This is a genomic window from Pseudomonas sp. Pseu.R1 (assembly GCF_045764065.1).
Lineage (GTDB): Bacteria > Pseudomonadota > Gammaproteobacteria > Pseudomonadales > Pseudomonadaceae > Aquipseudomonas.
This window is the reverse complement of sequence record NZ_JBJGEE020000001.1, coordinates 5,706,547-5,723,296: the sequence shown is the minus strand read 5'-3', so window position 1 is coordinate 5,723,296 and position 16,750 is coordinate 5,706,547. Positions and strand designations below refer to the sequence as shown.

Genomic DNA, 16,750 nt, shown 5'->3' with positions numbered 1-16,750 from the left:
TTGCCTGACAGACCGCGGTGCGGGTTTCGCGGGCAAGCGCGCTCCTACAATGCGCTACCGAGTCATGCCGAAATCCTCAGCTGCGCCCCCTCCTCCCCCGGACTGCGCTCGAAGTAGCGCTTGTACTCGCGACTGAACTGCGATGTGCTCTGATACCCCACCTTGTGCGCGACCTGCGCCACGCCCATGCCTTCACCGATCAACATCTGTTGCGCCTTGAGCAATCGCACGCGTTTGAGGTACTGGACCGGCGACAGCAACGTGCAGCGTTTGAAATGCTCATGAAAGGTCGAAGCGCTCATGTTGGCGCAACGGGCCAGTTCTTCGACGCTCAGCGCTTCGTTGTAGTGATCGCGCAGGTGCTGCAATGCCGCGGCGATCCGGGCGAAGTGGCCTTGCTGCTCGACCAGCGCGCGTAACACCCCCGCCTGTGGTCCGCGCAAGGCGGCATACAGCACCTCGCGAACCAGCGACGGCCCCATGACCTGACGATCCATCGGCGTGTGCAGGCAGCGCAACAGGCGTTCGACGCTTTCCCGCATCGGTGCGTCCAGCGCCGCAGAGGTCATGGATTCCGGGGTCTGGGCCTTGACCGACGCATCGATGGGCAGCGCCATGGCTTGCACCAAATCCCCCAGCACCATCCGGTCAATCGAGACCGACACGCCATACAGCGGCTCTTCAGGCGTAGCGAAGGTTTCGCACATGAATGGCACCGAGAGGGCTTGCACCAGATAGTGCCCCGCACCGTATTCGAATGTCCGAGCGCCCAAACGCGCCAGCTTGCTGCCTTGAGCCAGGATGATCAGGCTGGGTTCGTAGATCTGAGGGCTGCTGGCAACGTAATAGCTCCATGAGAGTGTCTGTACGCCTGGCAGCCCCGTGTCGAGAAAACCGGGTGTATGGGAAAGCGGCTTGATCAAAGACACCAGCGTTTCGTTTTCTGCGGAATGAGAAGTCAGGGGCATGGGGAACCAGGCAGAGGATTAGACACTGGCATGATCGCAGATCCGCACGCCCACGCATCGCCCGATCATCCATCTCCGGAGCATTAGGCATGACAGACGTAGGAATGGTCATGGTCGCAGAGAACCTCGCTGAGCAAAATGCATCGCCTCCACTGTATCGTTTTAGCGAGGTTCCACATGTACACAGCTATCGGTTACGCCGCCCAGTCGGCCACCACTCCCCTCGCCCCCATGACCTTCAACCGCCGCAGCCCGCGCCCGGACGATGTGGCCATCGAGATTCTGTACTGCGGCGTCTGCCACTCCGACATCCATCAGGCGCGCAACGAATGGGGCATCGCCGTTTATCCGCTGATGCCGGGCCACGAAATCGTTGGCAAGGTCACTGAAGTCGGCGCCAACGTGACGAAACACAAAGTCGGCGACCTGGTCGGCGTCGGCTGCATGGTTGATTCCTGCCGTCATTGCGAAGCCTGTGCGGCGGATCTGGAACAATATTGCCTGGAAGGCCCAACCCTGACCTATGCCACGCCGGACCGGGTCGACGGCAGCAACACCATGGGCGGCTACTCCAGCAGCATCGTGGTCAGCGAACACTTTGTGGTGCGCATTCCCGAAAAACTTAACTTGGCAGCTGCCGCGCCGATCCTCTGCGCAGGCATCACCACCTACTCGCCGCTCAAGCACTACGGTGTGAAAGCGGGCGACAAGGTCGGTGTACTGGGCATGGGTGGTCTGGGCCACATGGGCATCAAATTCGCCAAGGCCATGGGCGCCGAAGTCACATTGTTCACCCGTTCGGCCAGCAAGGCTGAAGAAGCCCGTCGTCAAGGCGCAGACCATGTGATTGTGTCCACCGACGCCGCGCAAATGAAGGCCGCAGCCGGGCGTTTCGACTTCCTGCTGGACACCATTCCGGTGCAGCACGACCTGAACCCGTACCTGGAAACCCTGCGTTTTGACGGCGTGCATATTCTGGTGGGCCTGATCGAACCGGTCGACCCGGCACTGCATGCGGCCAACCTGGTGATGAAACGCCGCGTGCTGGCCGGCTCGTTGATTGGCGGTATCGCCGAAACTCAGGAAGTGCTGGATTTCTGCGCCGAGCATGACATCAGTTGCGACATCGAGATGCTCGATATCAAGAACATCAACGAGGCGTACAGCCGCATGATCGCGGGCGATGTGAAGTATCGGTTCGTGATTGATATGGCGACGTTGAAGGCCTGATCACCTTACCGTGATCGTTGATCGTTCCCACGCTCTGCGTGGGAATGCCGGTAGTGACGCTCGCGGAGCGTCCATCAATGCATTCCCACGCGGAGCGTGGGAACGATCATCATCGGCTGTACCGGCGTATCGCGAATGAATTCGCTCCCACAGAGGGATCGCGGAGTCTGGCAGACCTCTACCTTACCCACCCAACTCCGCCGACAAGCGCGCCGCCACTGCCTTGATCACCGGCACCAGCTCGGCCATCTTCTCCAGCGGCATGTAGGGAACGGTACTGGCAATGCTGATCCCGGCCACAATGTGTTTGCTGGCATCCCGAATCGGCGCCGCCACGCAGCGAATCGACGGTTCGTTGTCTTCCAGATCGAATGCATATCCGCCCTTCACGTACTCGTGCATCCGCGTGCGCACCTGTTCCCAGGTCTGTTCCTCATAAGCGGGCCAGAGTGGATTCCTCACCCCTTCCGGCACGCTGATATCGAACAGCCGCTGCCATTCACTTTCCGGGCTGTCCAGCAGCAGCGCCTTGCCGATCCCGGTACGTGCCAGCGGCATGCGATGGCCGACCCGAGAGCGCATTTCCGGGCCGTTGCGGCCTGGGTTTTTGTGCAGATAAAGCACGTCATCGCCTTCGCGAATCGCCAAATGCACGGTGTCGCCGGTCAGCGCTGACAACTCATCGAGAAACGGTCGCGCCAGCATGGGCAGCGGCAGTTCTTCCCGCGCCTGAAACCCCAACTCGATCAGCTTTGGCCCCAATACGTAACCCATCTGTGGCAGCACCCGCAGGTAACGCTCTTCAACCAGACAACTGGCCAGACGATGGGTCGTGCTGCGCGTCGTGCCGATCAGGCGGGCAATTTCCTTGAGGTCACGGGCACCACTGGCCACCGCGTGCACCACACCCAAGCCGCGCATCAACGTTTGCGTGCCGGTAGGTGCTGGGTCTTTGCCTGTTGTCGGTGCGGTGTCGGGGGAATCTTGCATATCGCGCCTTATCGATGTGGGAGCTGGCGACATTATCGTCGCCAGTTCTTTGCAGTGCCAACCTTACAGCTCGATCCGCTCCACCTTGCCCACCAGCAGGATGTAGGACAGCGCGCCGAGCAACGCCAGCACGGCAATGTAAGTGATCGCCGGGGCGAACGACTCACCCGACGCCAGGAAGCCGATCACGATCGGCGTGGCGATGGCAGCAAGGTTGCCGATCAGGTTGAAGGTGCCGCCAGTCAGCCCCAGCAAACGAGCCGGTGCCAGGGTCGAGACCAGCGACCAGGTGATCGACGCCAAACCGTTGCCGAAAAACGCCAGCGCCAGGAAAGCGATGACCAGCGGCGTCGATTCCACACAGTTGGCACCAATGATCGACGTGGAGATCAGCAGGCCCGCGATGATCGGCAGTTTGCGCGCAAAACCCACGGTGTAGCCGCGACGGATCAGCCAGTCGGAAAAGAAGCCCGAACAGAGCACGCCGATGAAGGCGGCAAGAAATGGCAGCGACGCCAACAGCCCGGACTTGATGAAGTCCATGCCCCGGTATTTGACCAGGTAGGTCGGAAACCAGGTGAGGAAGAACCACAGGGTGGAGTTGAGACAGAACTGGCCCAGGTAAATGCCCCACAGTTTGCGCTTGCTCAGGACGATGCCCAGGCCGGACCAGTTGAAGCCTGCCTTGGCTTTGGCGGTGTCAGTCTGGATGTCCACCAGCCCGCCGCCCTCTTTGATCAGGTCGATTTCTCCCTGATTCACACCTTTGAAGTCACGAGGCTCGCGATAGACCATGTACCAGATCGCCGCCCACAGCACGCCGACACCACCGGTGACAACAAACACCATGTGCCAGCCGAATGCGGTTTGCAGCCAGGCGAGGATCGGGGTCAGGAACGCCAGGCCCACGAATTGCCCCGAGGTGTAGAAGCCCACCGCGGTGGCGCGTTCTTTTTCCGGGAACCAGGCGGTGACCACGCGGCTGTTGATCGGGTAGGCCGGAGCTTCCAGAGCGCCGACGGCCATGCGCAGGACGAACAGGCCGACAAAACTGCCGACGAAGCCGAGGAAAATGGTGGCGATGGACCACAGTGCCAGCGCGACGGTGTAGAGGATGCGCGGCGGGACGCGGTCCACCAGCCAGCCGCCGGGCAATTGCATGGCCGCGTAGGTCCAGCCGAACGCAGAGAAAATCAGACCGGCGTGCACCGCGTCGATGCCCAGTTCGCTGGTCAGCGCGGGGGCGGCGATGGACAGGTTGCTGCGGTCCAGGTAGTTGATGACCACGGTGATGAACAGCAACACCATGATGAAGAAGCGTTTGCGGGTGGGCGTGGCAGTGATCGCCTGCGCCTCCGGCAAGGTCTGTGTGCGCATGGGGGAGTGCCTCTTTTTATGGTTGTCTGAGGTCGTGTGTATTTTTTGGAAGTGTTGATCGTTCCCACGCGGAGCGTGGGAACGATCAGAGGATCAGATCACCACTCGGCAAAGCTGCCATCGGCATGGCGCCAGATCGGGTTGCGCCAGCGGTGGCCGACGGCGGCGCGTTCCTTGACGTACTCCTCGTTGATTTCGATGCCCAGACCCGGACCATTCGGGATTTTCACCATGCCCTGTTCGTAATCGAACACCCGTGGATCTTTGACGTAGTCCAGCAGGTCGTTGCTTTCGTTGTAGTGAATGCCCAGGCTCTGCTCCTGGATGAACGCGTTGTAGCAGGCCGCGTCCAGTTGCAGGCACGCCGCCAGCGCGATCGGCCCCAGCGGGCAATGCAGCGCCAGCGCCACGTCGTAGGCTTCGGCCATGTTGGCGATCTTGCGGGTTTCGGTGATGCCGCCTGCGTGGGAGGCATCAGGCTGGATAATGTCGACGTAGCCTTCGCTCAGCACACGCTTGAAGTCCCAGCGCGAGTACAAACGCTCGCCCAGCGCAATTGGCGTGCTGGTCAGCGGCGCCAGTTCTTTCAAGGCCTCGTAGTTTTCGCTGAGCACCGGCTCTTCGATGAACATCAGCTTGTAGGGATCCAGTTCCTTCATCAGCACCTTGGCCATCGGTTTGTGCACACGACCATGGAAATCCACACCGATGCCGACGTTAGGGCCGACCGCATCGCGTACGGCGGCGACGTTGGCCAGCGCCAGGTCGACCTTGTCGAAGGTGTCGAGGAACTGCAGTTCTTCAGTGCCGTTCATCTTCACAGCGGTAAAGCCACGGGCCACAGCCTCCTTGGCCGCTCGCGCCGTGTCAGCCGGACGATCACCGCCAATCCACGAATACACGCGAATCTTGTCGCGCACCTGGCCGCCCAGCAGGTCGCTGACCGACACGCCCAGCGCCTTGCCCTTGATGTCCCACAGGGCCTGGTCGATACCGGCCAGGGCGCTCATGTGAATCGCGCCGCCGCGGTAGAAGCCGCCGCGATAGAGTACGGTCCAGATGTCTTCGATGTTGCGCGGGTCTTTGCCGATCAGGTAGTCGGACAGCTCATCCACGGCAGCGGCCACGGTGTGGGCACGGCCTTCGACCACAGGTTCGCCCCAGCCGGTCACGCCCTCGTCGGTTTCCACTTTCAGGAAGCACCAGCGCGGCGGCACGATGAAGGTCGTCAGTTTGGTGATTTTCATCTTGTCTCTCTCTTATTCGAAGTCACGTAGTCCGCAAGCGGCGTCTCAAGAACGACCGCCGATCATCATCATTGGCCGACCGGGCGATACTGCTTCCAGGCCGCAACATAGGCCTTGGCACGCTCAGCCACATCGCTGGCGCTCATGCCCGGCTTGAACAGGCCCGAGCCCAGACCAAAACCGCCCACGCCCGCCTCCAGGAACACCTTCATGTTGTCCGGCGTGATGCCACCCACCGGCAGCAGCAACGTGCCCGCAGGCAACACCGCCAGCCAGGCTTTCACCACGGCAGGACCCATCTGCTCAGCCGGGAACAGCTTGAGTACATCGGCGCCGTTGGCCAGCGCAGCGAAGGCTTCGGTCGGTGTGGCGACGCCTGGCGACAGCAACAAGCCCTCGGCCTTGGCCGCACGCATCACGTCGGGATCGCTGTGAGGCATGACGATCACCTGACCACCCGCCGTTTTCACCTGACGCACCTGCTCCGGGGTCAGCACCGTACCGGCGCCGATCAGGCAATCGGCGGGCAGGCTCTGACGCAGCAAGCGGATGCTGTCGTACGGCCGGGGGGAATTGAGCGGCACTTCGATGACACGAAAACCGGCGGCGTACAGGACGTCGCCAATGGCGATGGCTTCTTCGGGGCTCAGGCCGCGCAGGATCGCGACCAGGCCGTTTTGCGCGAGGGCTTGCTTGAGCATGTCAGTTCTCGACGTGTTGGGGCCGGGGAGCGGCCACGGAAAGAGGGGCAATCAGACCGGCCTGTAGCGCGACCTGCCACAAGCCACGTTCGGTGGCCTGTTCGGCAAGGGTCACCTGCGGGAAACCGTTGGCGTCCAGCGCGCGCTGGTAACGTTCGAGCAACGGACCGCTGCCGATCAGAATCACCGCAGGCAGCGCGGCGTCGGCCTGTGGCAGCAGTTGCTTCAACGCGACGATTTCATGACCGATCAACAGGCCAGACAGATAATCGGGCTGCTGCGCGCCGGACAGTACACCGGTCAGACCCAGCGTCCGGGTGCTGAAGATGGTCGACAGCGGCCCGGCAGCGCCGTCAGAGGAGCGCGAAACCGCCACGCCCCGGTCAAACGCCGCGCAATCGAAGGCCTCGCTGCGCTGCATCGTGCGCCCGAGGATGGTGTGAGCGGACAGCGCGGCGTAGACCTCGCCAGTCATGAAGGTGTCGAAATGTTCGATGCGCCCGTCCACCGCCCTCACCCACTTGGAGTGGCTGCCGGGCAAGCCGATCAACAGGGATTGAGTGTCATGGGTGGGCAAGGCGTTGAGCACGCCAAGCACTTGGGTCTCTTCGCCGCGCATGACATTGGGCAGTGCCGAGCGCTGCAACACGCCAGGCACGATGTGTACGTCCACACCGCGAAGACTGCGCACGCTTACCAGTGCCGAACTCAGCGCACTGACGCTGGCCGGGGTTTCCTGATAGACCGCCTCGCGCCAGCCCTGAGCGCTGCCGACCATGCCACAGGCAATCACCGGCACATGCGGCCCAGCATCGAGCCAGTCACCGCAGGCCTCGTCGAAGGCCAATTCGAATCCGTCCGCGCACAGTTGCCCGGCAATCGGCCGAGGCGTCGAAGGCAGTTGCATGATGCCCGCACTCAGCGAGCGTTGTTCCAGTACCCGGCCGTTCTCGCCGAGCCGATACGCGCGAAGGGAGGTCGTCCCCCAGTCGAGCGCGATCAATTGCGCCTGCATGGCTTCACCTGATTGTTATTAATGAGTGAATGCGGGGCGAACTATAAACCTGGTGCTACAAATTTCTCAATATGTAAATCAATATCCCATATATTGGGATATTTACGATTTGCGACGAATATACGATGGGTCTCGCGAAACGCGGGTGGTAGAACCTTCAAGCGCTAGGGCATACTCCAACGCACTTGGCGCCCATATTCCTACAAGCCATGACCACCGCTCATCAGCCTTTCGTGCCGAAGGTGGTAACCTCCCCGCCCCTTTTCCTGCCTGTTTTTTCGACGGCTTCAGCGCGTATTCACGCTTGATAGCTCACGACCAGCCAACGTCTACACTCATCTACAAAAGGACCCGTAAGATGAAGCGATTCCTCGTGCTCGACAGTTTTCGCGGCCTCTGCGCAGTGGCCCTGATCGTTCATCATTCGCACATTGAACGCAGCATCACTGAGCTTTCGTTTTTCCGGAACGCCAGCCAGTTCGCCGGGTTCTTCTTCGCGTTGAGCGGCTTTTTGATCTATCGCCGTTACAGCAGCCACCTGGGCACCCCTCGCCTGTTGGGTGAATTCATGGTCACCCGCGCCTGTCGGGTCATGCCGCTGCATGTCGCCGTGTTGCTGTTCTTCATCGGGTTCGAATGCCTGAAGCTGGTGCTGGAGCGCTATGGCCTGTCGCTCAGCTATCCGGCGTTCAGCGGCGACCGGGCACCGAGGGAAATCCTGCCCAATCTGCTGTTGATCCAGGCGTGGTGGCCGACGTTCAACGCCCTTTCCTTCAACTACCCGTCGTGGCTGATCAGCGTCGAGTTTTACGTGTGGATGATCTTCGGCCTGCTGCTGTTCTCGTTGCCGGGTATCGCGCGCAAGCTGTTTCTGGTTCTGGCCGTGTTGGCGTTCGTGGCGCTGTATCTGGAATTCACGTTGATTCCGCGCAACGTGCTGTGGGGGATATCGTGTTTCTTTGCAGGGGCGATGACCTATCGCCTGTACGTGCGTCTACACGATTCGGCACCGGGGCCATGGGTGTCCAGCGTGCTGGAAGTCGCCATTCTGGCGGCAATCTTCTGGGTGATGACCGAGGGGGGCGGCCCGTTGACCGTTGAATTGGGGCTGCTGTTCTGCGCGGCCATCCTGATCTTTTCCCACGAAGCGGGAATCGTCTCGCGGCTGTTGAGCCTGCGGCTGTTTCCGGCACTGGGCAAACTCTGGCTGTCGATCTACCTGACCCACGCAGCGGTGATTTTCGTGCTGGCGACAGCCCTGACCCTCGCTTCGAAATTCGCGGGGATCTCGCTGCTGCTGGACAAACCGGGCGAGACCAGCGGGGTCATGGTGCGTTACCTGAGCACCGGCAGCGCGCTCAACGACAACTTGTTGATGCTGTTCGTGGTGGTGGCCGTGATCGTGGTCTCGATGATCACTCACTGCTACATCGAGGCACCGGGGATCCGCTTCGGCAAGCACTGGAAGCGTGGCACGCTGTTTCGCCGACGCAAGGACGACCCGCCGCAAGCCCAGGCTTGAGCGCGGGCTTCAGCCTTTCATGGCGGCTTCGATGACGGCTATGTCGATCTTGGTCATGTTCATCATCGCTTCGAAAGCGCGCTTGGCCGTTGCCCTGTCCCGATGGGTGTAGGCTTCGGTCAGGATGCGGGGAGTAATCTGCCATGACAGCCCCCATTTGTCCCGGCACCAACCACAGACGCTGGCCTGGCCACCGTTATCAATGATGGCGCTCCACAAGCGGTCGGTTTCGGCCTGATCGTCCGTCGCGACTTGAAACGAAAACGCTTCGCTGTGTGTGAACTCAGGCCCGCCATTGAGGCCGATGCACGGGATGCCCATGACGGTGAATTCCACCGTCAATACGTCGCCCTCCTTACCGGACGGGTAGTCGCTGGGCGCGAGGTGTACAGCGTTCACCGTGCTGTTCGGAAAGGTAGTGGCGTAAAAGCGGGCGGCTTCTTCTGCGTCGCCGTTGTACCAGAGACAGATCGTATTTTTGCTGACCATTTCACTACTCCAGAGCCGGGAGGATGGAGTAAGCAGTGTAGCTGCCACAGCACCTGTAGCAGTCCGGCTTGCCGGCGGTAGGGACCCGGAATACGCCACCGCCGGCAAGCCATGCTGCTATATAAGCTCGGACGCAGCTATCAAGGATTCACTGGCCCTCGGCCGCCACTTCAACGCGATTACGCCCCGTACGCTTGGCCTGGTACAACGCCGTATCCGCCCGCCCATAGGCCATGTCGAACCCCGTGCCCTGCGGATTGGCACTGACGCCGAAGCTGGCGGTGATCACCCGATTCACCGGATCGCCGAACACATGATCGGCGATGGCCTGACGCATGGCCTGGGCCAACGCCACACCCTCCTCCAGCGTCCCCGCCGGAATCAGTACCGTGAACTCTTCCCCGCCCACCCGACCAATGGCCCCGTTCTCACCGACAATACTTCGCAAACAACCCACAATTCCCTGAATCACCGCATCCCCCGCCGGATGACCAAACTCGTCGTTGACCTGTTTGAAATGGTCGATGTCGAGCACGATCAGCACCGCACCACTGTGCAACAGCGCCTGAGCCGTCATATCAATGATCGCGCCCCGGTTCAGCACCCCGGTCAGTGCGTCGTGGGTCGCGCGGTATTCAAGCTGGCGCGCCAGAGTTTGCAGTTGAGCGTTGAGGGCGTTCATCTCGCGCTCGGCACGGTCGCTACGCCCGATCAAACGGCGAGTTTCACGCATCAGGCGCTCGTAATGGGTCGCAAGCCCCGAGAGCGACTGGCGATAGACGTGTGCATCAGCATCCGGCAGCGCCAGCACCGAGCGCACCTCTTCAAGTGCCTCTGCCTCGCTGGTGAACAAGTCCGGGGCCGGGTCGCTGGGAATGCTGCGCGAAGCCACTGAAGCTGCCATGTCCAATACCCTCTTCACGTCGTGATGGGACGGTCATTGAAGACGATCGAGGTGAAGTCGGCCTTCAGCTCTTCGCCGAACTCGAAAATGGTTTCGTCTTCTTGTTCGTAATACCAGTTCACTTCGACCCCGTTACCCGCTTCGGCCGATTGGTCCAGCGCATCGAAAATGCTGAACAGCATTTTGGTGCTGGAACTGTTGAAGTAGGCCAGCGCGATATTGGCGGTGATCGTCGCCCCTTCTTTGCTCGCCAGATAGGTGCGCAGTTGCTGGACGATGGGCGCGTAGAAAGCCGCTGCGTTTTCCGGGTACGACTCACCTTTCATCGACAGCAGGTTCTGGTCGAAACGGAAGTCGATCTCCGGCGAGGTGGCCGTTGCTTCAATGTAGAAGTTGTCCATGGCTAAGCATCGCTCAATTCAGATAGTGGCTTTAAGGCAAAACAGCGTGGTGTCGGGGTCATCGGCGCGCGGATGGAAATCGAATTCCAGCGGCGCACTGGCATCGCGGGCCATGGTCAGGAAACCGAGGCCTGCGCCCTTGCTGTCTTCAAGTGTTTCGGCGCGCAGGGTGACTTTGTACGCCTGTTTGATTTCTTCAATGGTCATGTTGCGCAGCGGTTCGAGCTTTTCTCGCAGGCGTTCGATGTCGGCGGTGGCAATCGGGTTGGCGCACAGCATCAAATGACGTTCGCCGTCGGTGCTGATGCACACCGCGCCCTGGCGCAGCCCGGACTCTTCAGCCTGGGTGCCACTCAAGGCATCGGAGGAATAATGGATGATGTTCTGCGACAGCTCGACGAACGAGGAGAACAGCTTGCGTCGGGTCGGACCGCTGACCCCGGAGATTTCCAGTTGCAGCTTCACCACCTCGGCCATCGCCGAGACGATGTGATGGGAGAAATAGCCCATGTGATAGAAAATCACGTTGCGCTGTTGGGCCAGATCGAAAAACGTGCAGTCCTGCTGAGCGGTGGCTGAATTAAACATGGTCATTCCTGAAGCCGGGCACAAAAGAGGGTCAAATCATCACGACGGCTCTGCTCGGCCTGCCACACGGCCAACGCCTGACGCATGGCTTCGCAGATCGCGGTCGACGGCTGATGGCGGTGTTCAAGCAACGCGTCGAACGCCTTGCGCTTGCCGAAGGCGATGCGTTTCGGTCCGCCGATCTGATCGATCAGGCCGTCGGTGGCCACGAACATCAGACTGCCCGGCTGCATCTGCACGGTGCTGACCGACCACTGGTAATCGAAATCGCTGCCGACGTACCCCACGCCCATGCGCTGGCCGGGCAGGGTTTCGAGCTGCTGGGCGTCGGGATGCAGAACGTGCAGGGCCATATGAGCCCCGGCGTAGCTGAGGGTACGGGTGGCGTTGTCGAACCAGAAAAAGGCAGCGTCCAGTCCGTCATCGGACTCCGGCGTGCCGTCCCCACCGTCGACCTGCCCCAGTTGCTCCTTGACGCTACGGTTGACTGCCGATAGCAACCGAGCCGGGTCTTGTGGGCCGATCAGGCTCAGGGCCTGGGTCAATGAAGACGAAGCGATCAGCGTCATGAACGCCCCCGGCACACCGTGGCCGGTGCAGTCGGCGATAGCACCGAACCAGCCTTCGGGGTACGCGCTGAAATGGTAAAAGTCACCGCCCACCACGTCCCGTGGTTCCCACAACAGCGAGGCATCACTCAGCGTCGAGGTCAGCGCCTCGCGGGACGCCCGCAACATGGCGCGCTGAATCACGCTGGCGTACTCGATGCTCTGCATCATCTGGCGGTTCTTCTCGGCCTGCATCGCCGCCACCACCGCCATCAGTTCCAGGCCGTTGCCCAGCCCGGCAAAGCGCCCGTTGCGGGTGACGATGAAGCCGTCGGCCAACGCCTTCTCACCGAACTCCACGGTCTTGAAGGTCAGCTCTTCGATGCTCATCTGCGCATCGACGATCAACGGCTCCTTGTCCATGAAGGCGATGCAGCTTTTCTTGTCGTACAGCTCGCGATGAAAAGGTTTGCTCATCTGCGACAGGAAGATGTTGCGGTTGATCAGGCCGATCGGCCGGTCGCCTTCCAGTACCGCCAGACACGCACGCTCGCGATGGGCGCTGAAGATTTCCATGACGCGATGGTTGGAGCTGTCCGACTCGATGCCGGGTACTTCGTTGCATAGATCACCGGCACAGCGATGATCCCGGGGCAGCTTTGGCCGCGAAAAAGTGAAATGTTCTGCCTGCATGCCGCGCTACCACGCCAGACCAAAGCGAGCACCGTAGCAGCGTGATGTTAAAATGATGTTACAGACAGCACAAAAAACCGCCTCTGCCTCCGGCGCGTGACTTGGTGTTAAATACCGTTCGCGGATTACACGTACAGCCTGCTGCTTCCATTTGACGAAGCGCACGCCATGAAACGGAAAGCACCATGAACAGCCTATTCAAGACTCCCCTCGCAGCGGTGGCAGCATGATCGAAGTCACCGAAGTTTCCATTGCCGACCTGCGCGCGGCGCTGACGTCCGGCCAGACCACCTCGGTCGAGCTGGTTCAGGCCTATCTGGCCCGTATCGACGCGTACGACGGCCCGGACACCGACACCCGACTCAACGCCGTGGTCGTACGTAACCCCGAGGCATTGCAAGAGGCGCAAGCCGCTGATGCTCGTCGCGCAGCCGGTCAAACCCTTGGCCCACTGGATGGCATCCCCTACACCGCCAAAGACAGTTATCTGGTCAAGGGCCTGACCGCCGCGTCTGGCAGCCCGGCCTTCGCCGATCTGATCGCCTATCGCGACGCTTTCACCATCGAGCGCCTGCGCGCTGCCGGGGCGATCTGTCTGGGCAAGACCAACATGCCGCCGATGGCCAATGGCGGGATGCAGCGCGGCGTTTATGGCCGTGCGGAAAGCCCGTACAACGCCGATTACCTCACTGCACCGTTCGCCTCTGGCTCGTCCAATGGCGCGGGCACTGCGACAGCGGCCAGCTTCGCGGCGTTCGGTCTGGCCGAGGAAACCTGGTCCAGCGGACGTGGCCCGGCGTCGAACAACGGCCTGTGCGCCTACACCCCGTCGCGCGGGGTCATTTCGGTGCGCGGCAACTGGCCGCTGACGCCGACCATGGACGTGGTCGTGCCGTTTGCCCGGACCATGGCCGATCTGCTGGAAGTGCTCGATGTGGTCGTTGCCGAAGACACCGACACCCGTGGCGACCTGTGGCGCTTGCAGCCTTGGGTGCCGATTCCACCCGTTGCGTCCGTCCGCCCTGCTTCTTATAGCGAGTTGTTGGTGAAGTCGGATGCACTGGCGGGTAAACGTCTGGGCATCCCACGCATGTACATCAACGCTGACGCAGAAGCAGGCACCAGCGAAGCACCGGGCATCGGTGGCCCGACCGGGCAACGCATCAATACCCGTCCTTCGGTGATCGGTCTGTGGCAAGAGGCACGTAAAGCGCTTGAGGCGGCAGGCGCAGAAGTGATCGAGGTGGATTTCCCGCTGGTTTCCAACTGCGAAGGCGATCGTCCCGGCGCCCCGACCGTGTTCAATCGCGGCATCGTCTCCAAGGAATTCCTGCACCACGAATTGTGGGACCTGAGTGCCTGGGCCTTCGATGATTTCCTGCGTGCCAACGGTGATCCGAAGCTGAACCGGTTGGTGGACGTCGACGGGCCGAAAATCTTCCCCCACGACCCCGGCACCTTGCCCAACCGCGAGGGCGATCTGGCCGCTGGCATGGACGAATACGTGCGCATGGCCGAGCGTGGCATCACACCGTGGAACGAGATTTCCACCCTGCCCGACGGCCTGCGCGGTCTGGAAAAGACCCGCAAGCAGGACCTGGAAGACTGGATGGACGGGCTGGGCCTGGACGCCGTGCTGTTCCCGACCGTGGCGGACGTGGCACCAGCCGATTCGGACGTCAACCCTCAATCAGCAGACATCGCCTGGAGCAATGGCGTGTGGGTCGCCAACGGCAACCTCGCCATCCGCCACCTCGGTGTACCGACCGTGACCGTGCCGATGGGCGTGATGCCGGACATCGGCATGCCGGTGGGGCTGACGTTTGCGGGGCGGGCTTATGATGATTCGGCGTTGTTGAAATTGGCGGCGGCGTTTGAGTCGACGGGGAGCAAGCGCATGATCCCGCCACGGACACCTGCGCTGAGCTAATCCTGTGGGAGCCGCCTTGGTGGCGAAGGCGTTGGGTCAGTGCCGATTGACGCCCACTGATGCACCGCATTCGCCAGCAAGCCGGCTCCCACAATGTTCGTGCAACTCCGAGATAGATGCGCTCTGCGAGGCCTTGTCACCCCACCGCATCCAGCTCCGCCAACAAATCGGCCGGGATCTTCAACCCCGCCGCGCCGAGATTCTCCCGCAAATGCGCCACTGATGACGTGCCCGGGATCAGCAAGATGTTCGGCGCCCTTTGCAGCAGCCACGCCAGCGCGACGTTCAGTTGCGAGGCGCCCATGCGCTGCGCGACGCTGGCCAGCACGTCCGATTGCAGCGGTGAAAAACCACCCAGCGGAAAAAACGGCGTATAGGCGATGCCTTGTTTGCCGAGTTCGGCGATCAATTGCTCGTCAGCGCGATGGGACAAGTTGTAGTGGTTCTGCACGCAGACCACCGGCGCAATACCCTGCGCCTCCTTGACCTGCCTGGCCGTGACATTGCTCAAACCCAGATGACGAATCAAGCCCTGCTGTTGCAGTTCGGCCAACGCCGTAAAGCCTTCTGCAATGGATTCCTCACCTGGCGAATGCAGGTTGCCCCACACCCGAAAATTCACCACGTCCAGCACGTCCAGCCCCAGATTGCTCAGGTTGTCGTACACCGCCTGTTTCAGCTCGGCAGGGCTTTGCGCAGGGTTCCACGAAGCATCGTCACCCCGAACCGCGCCAACTTTGGTGACCAGCGTCAGGTCATCGGCGTACGGATGCAGTGCCTCGCGGATCAACCGGTTGGTAACGTGAGGGCCATAAAAGTCCGAAGTGTCGATGTGGTTCACCCCCAGCGCCACCGCTTCGCGCAATACGGCAACAGCCGCTTTGGGGTCCTTGGGCGGGCCGAACACGCCGGGGCCAGCCAGTTGCATCGCGCCATAACCCATGCGATTCACGGTCCGGTCACCGATCTGGAAAGTGCCTGCTTTGCGGGCGTCGCTCATGTCGTTTGCCTCTCTCAACGGGTGTGCGGCCACTATAGGCGTTGACCCGTCGCGCGATAATCGGGTGCAATCGGGACAGGTTGTACGGCTGACCGAACAATGCGGAGCGCAGAATCATGGCAGCGGATATTCAGGACCTGATGGCCTTCGTGGCCGTGGTCAAAGCAGGCGGTTTCCGTGAGGGTGCGCGTCTGACTGGCAAATCGGCCTCCAGCCTGAGCGATGCCGTGCGACGCATCGAAGCGGGCCTTGGCGTGCGACTGCTCAATCGCACCACCCGCAGCGTGGTGCCGACCGAAGCCGGAGTGCGCTTGATGGAACGCATCGTGCCCGCCCTCGGTGAAGTCGAATCGGCGCTGGACGTGGTCAACGATTTCCGCGACCGCCCTTCCGGCACCTTGAAACTCAACGTCCCCGCCAGCGCTGCGCGCCTGGTGCTGCCCCCGATCATCACCCCCTTTTTGCAGGCCCACCCGGACATCCGAATGGAAGTCATCGTCGAGGAAAGCTTCGTCGATATGCTCGCCGCCGGGTGTGATGCGGGCATCCGCTACGACGACCGCATCGAACAGGACATGATTGCCGTACCCATCGGCCCGCGTTTTCAACGCTTCGCCACCGCCGCGTCCCCGGCGTACCTCAACGCCCGAGGCCGCCCGAACCATCCTCGGGACCTGCTCGACCACGCTTGCTTGCGAGGCAAATTTCCCAGTGGCTGGGTGCCCTTGTGGGAATACGAAAGGGGCGAAGACGTCATCAGCATCGACCCCACAGGCCCGCTGCTGGTGAACATCGCGGGCGGCGTCGACCTTGCCATACAGGCCGCCATCGACGGACTTGGCCTGGTTTACCTGTTCGAAGACTGGTTGCGCCCACACCTGGACAGCGGCGCGCTGGAGCCGGTGCTTGAGCCGTGGTGGCAGACGTTCAGCGGGCCGTTCCTTTACTACTCAGGACGACGGTACTTGCCGTCGCCGTTGCGGGCGTTTGTGGATTTCATCAAGCAGCAGGAAAGCGGCTAGTACCGTCGCCGCGCCCTTCTGTAGCAGTCCGGCTTGCTGGCGGCGGCGATCTCACGGACGCTACCGCCATCAAGCCGGACGGCAGGGCTATTCCAGGTAAGTGGCCGAAAGAAAAATAAGTCTGG

The 16,750-nt window shown here is 61.4% G+C and carries 16 protein-coding genes; 4 read left to right on the top strand and 12 right to left on the bottom strand.

The window, feature by feature from the left end; translation table 11 throughout:
- Positions 1 to 62 precede the first annotated feature (62 nt).
- Positions 63 to 968, bottom strand: a complete 906-nt coding sequence (locus ACI5GA_RS26050) for an AraC family transcriptional regulator (protein ID WP_404633506.1) — start codon at positions 966 to 968, stop codon at positions 63 to 65.
- A 177-nt stretch (positions 969 to 1,145) separates the two neighbouring features.
- Between ACI5GA_RS26050 and ACI5GA_RS26045 the strand changes: the two genes are divergently transcribed.
- Positions 1,146 to 2,198, top strand: coding sequence for an NAD(P)-dependent alcohol dehydrogenase (locus ACI5GA_RS26045; protein WP_421424855.1), 1,053 nt, complete (start codon positions 1,146 to 1,148; stop codon positions 2,196 to 2,198).
- A 183-nt stretch (positions 2,199 to 2,381) separates the two neighbouring features.
- Here the strand turns inward: ACI5GA_RS26045 and ACI5GA_RS26040 are convergent, their stop codons facing one another.
- From ACI5GA_RS26040 to ACI5GA_RS26020, 5 genes are all read right to left on the bottom strand, one after another.
- Positions 2,382 to 3,188 (bottom strand): IclR family transcriptional regulator, encoded by an 807-nt coding sequence (locus tag ACI5GA_RS26040; protein WP_404633502.1) that lies wholly within the window; start codon positions 3,186 to 3,188, stop codon positions 2,382 to 2,384.
- A gap of 63 nt (positions 3,189 to 3,251) precedes the next feature.
- Positions 3,252 to 4,565, bottom strand: coding sequence for an MFS transporter (locus ACI5GA_RS26035; RefSeq protein ID WP_421424853.1), 1,314 nt, complete (start codon positions 4,563 to 4,565; stop codon positions 3,252 to 3,254).
- 98 nt (positions 4,566 to 4,663) lie between these two features.
- A complete protein-coding gene (dgoD, locus tag ACI5GA_RS26030) occupies positions 4,664 to 5,812 on the bottom strand; it encodes a galactonate dehydratase (protein WP_404633498.1) in 1,149 nt (382 codons plus the stop codon).
- A 68-nt stretch (positions 5,813 to 5,880) separates the two neighbouring features.
- On the bottom strand, positions 5,881 to 6,513 hold the full coding sequence (locus ACI5GA_RS26025) for a 2-dehydro-3-deoxy-6-phosphogalactonate aldolase (RefSeq protein ID WP_421424851.1): 633 nt from the start codon (positions 6,511 to 6,513) through the stop codon (positions 5,881 to 5,883).
- 1 nt (position 6,514) lies between these two features.
- Positions 6,515 to 7,528, bottom strand: coding sequence for a 2-dehydro-3-deoxygalactonokinase (locus tag ACI5GA_RS26020; protein WP_421424850.1), 1,014 nt, complete (start codon positions 7,526 to 7,528; stop codon positions 6,515 to 6,517).
- Between the two features lie 358 nt (positions 7,529 to 7,886).
- Here ACI5GA_RS26020 and ACI5GA_RS26015 point away from each other — a divergent pair, with 358 nt between their 5' ends.
- Entirely contained in the window at positions 7,887 to 9,050 is a 1,164-nt protein-coding gene (locus tag ACI5GA_RS26015; protein ID WP_421424849.1) for an acyltransferase family protein, read from the top strand.
- A 9-nt stretch (positions 9,051 to 9,059) separates the two neighbouring features.
- On the opposite strand, the gene ACI5GA_RS26010 is transcribed toward ACI5GA_RS26015, so the two are convergent.
- From ACI5GA_RS26010 to ACI5GA_RS25990, 5 genes are all read right to left on the bottom strand, one after another.
- The gene (locus tag ACI5GA_RS26010; RefSeq protein WP_421424848.1) at positions 9,060 to 9,539 is read right to left on the bottom strand and encodes a VOC family protein; all 480 of its coding nucleotides are present in this window, start codon (positions 9,537 to 9,539) and stop codon (positions 9,060 to 9,062) included.
- A gap of 148 nt (positions 9,540 to 9,687) precedes the next feature.
- Positions 9,688 to 10,443, bottom strand: coding sequence for a GGDEF domain-containing protein (locus tag ACI5GA_RS26005; RefSeq protein ID WP_404633488.1), 756 nt, complete (start codon positions 10,441 to 10,443; stop codon positions 9,688 to 9,690).
- Between the two features lie 14 nt (positions 10,444 to 10,457).
- Entirely contained in the window at positions 10,458 to 10,844 is a 387-nt protein-coding gene (locus tag ACI5GA_RS26000) for a DUF1987 domain-containing protein (RefSeq protein WP_404633486.1), read from the bottom strand.
- Positions 10,845 to 10,862: 18 nt separating this feature from the next.
- On the bottom strand, positions 10,863 to 11,432 hold the full coding sequence (locus ACI5GA_RS25995; RefSeq protein WP_421424847.1) for a SiaB family protein kinase: 570 nt from the start codon (positions 11,430 to 11,432) through the stop codon (positions 10,863 to 10,865).
- Between the two features lie 2 nt (positions 11,433 to 11,434).
- Entirely contained in the window at positions 11,435 to 12,673 is a 1,239-nt protein-coding gene (locus ACI5GA_RS25990; protein WP_421424844.1) for a SpoIIE family protein phosphatase, read from the bottom strand.
- A gap of 226 nt (positions 12,674 to 12,899) precedes the next feature.
- Between ACI5GA_RS25990 and ACI5GA_RS25985 the strand changes: the two genes are divergently transcribed.
- Entirely contained in the window at positions 12,900 to 14,603 is a 1,704-nt protein-coding gene (locus ACI5GA_RS25985) for an amidase (RefSeq protein ID WP_404633480.1), read from the top strand.
- Positions 14,604 to 14,739: 136 nt separating this feature from the next.
- Here ACI5GA_RS25985 and ACI5GA_RS25980 read toward each other — a convergent pair whose 3' ends face one another.
- The gene (locus ACI5GA_RS25980; RefSeq protein ID WP_421424843.1) at positions 14,740 to 15,603 is read right to left on the bottom strand and encodes an aldo/keto reductase family oxidoreductase; all 864 of its coding nucleotides are present in this window, start codon (positions 15,601 to 15,603) and stop codon (positions 14,740 to 14,742) included.
- A 116-nt stretch (positions 15,604 to 15,719) separates the two neighbouring features.
- On the opposite strand from ACI5GA_RS25980, the gene ACI5GA_RS25975 reads away from it, so the two are divergent.
- The gene (locus tag ACI5GA_RS25975; RefSeq protein ID WP_421424840.1) at positions 15,720 to 16,625 is read left to right on the top strand and encodes a LysR family transcriptional regulator; all 906 of its coding nucleotides are present in this window, start codon (positions 15,720 to 15,722) and stop codon (positions 16,623 to 16,625) included.
- The last annotated feature ends 125 nt before the right edge of the window (positions 16,626 to 16,750 follow it).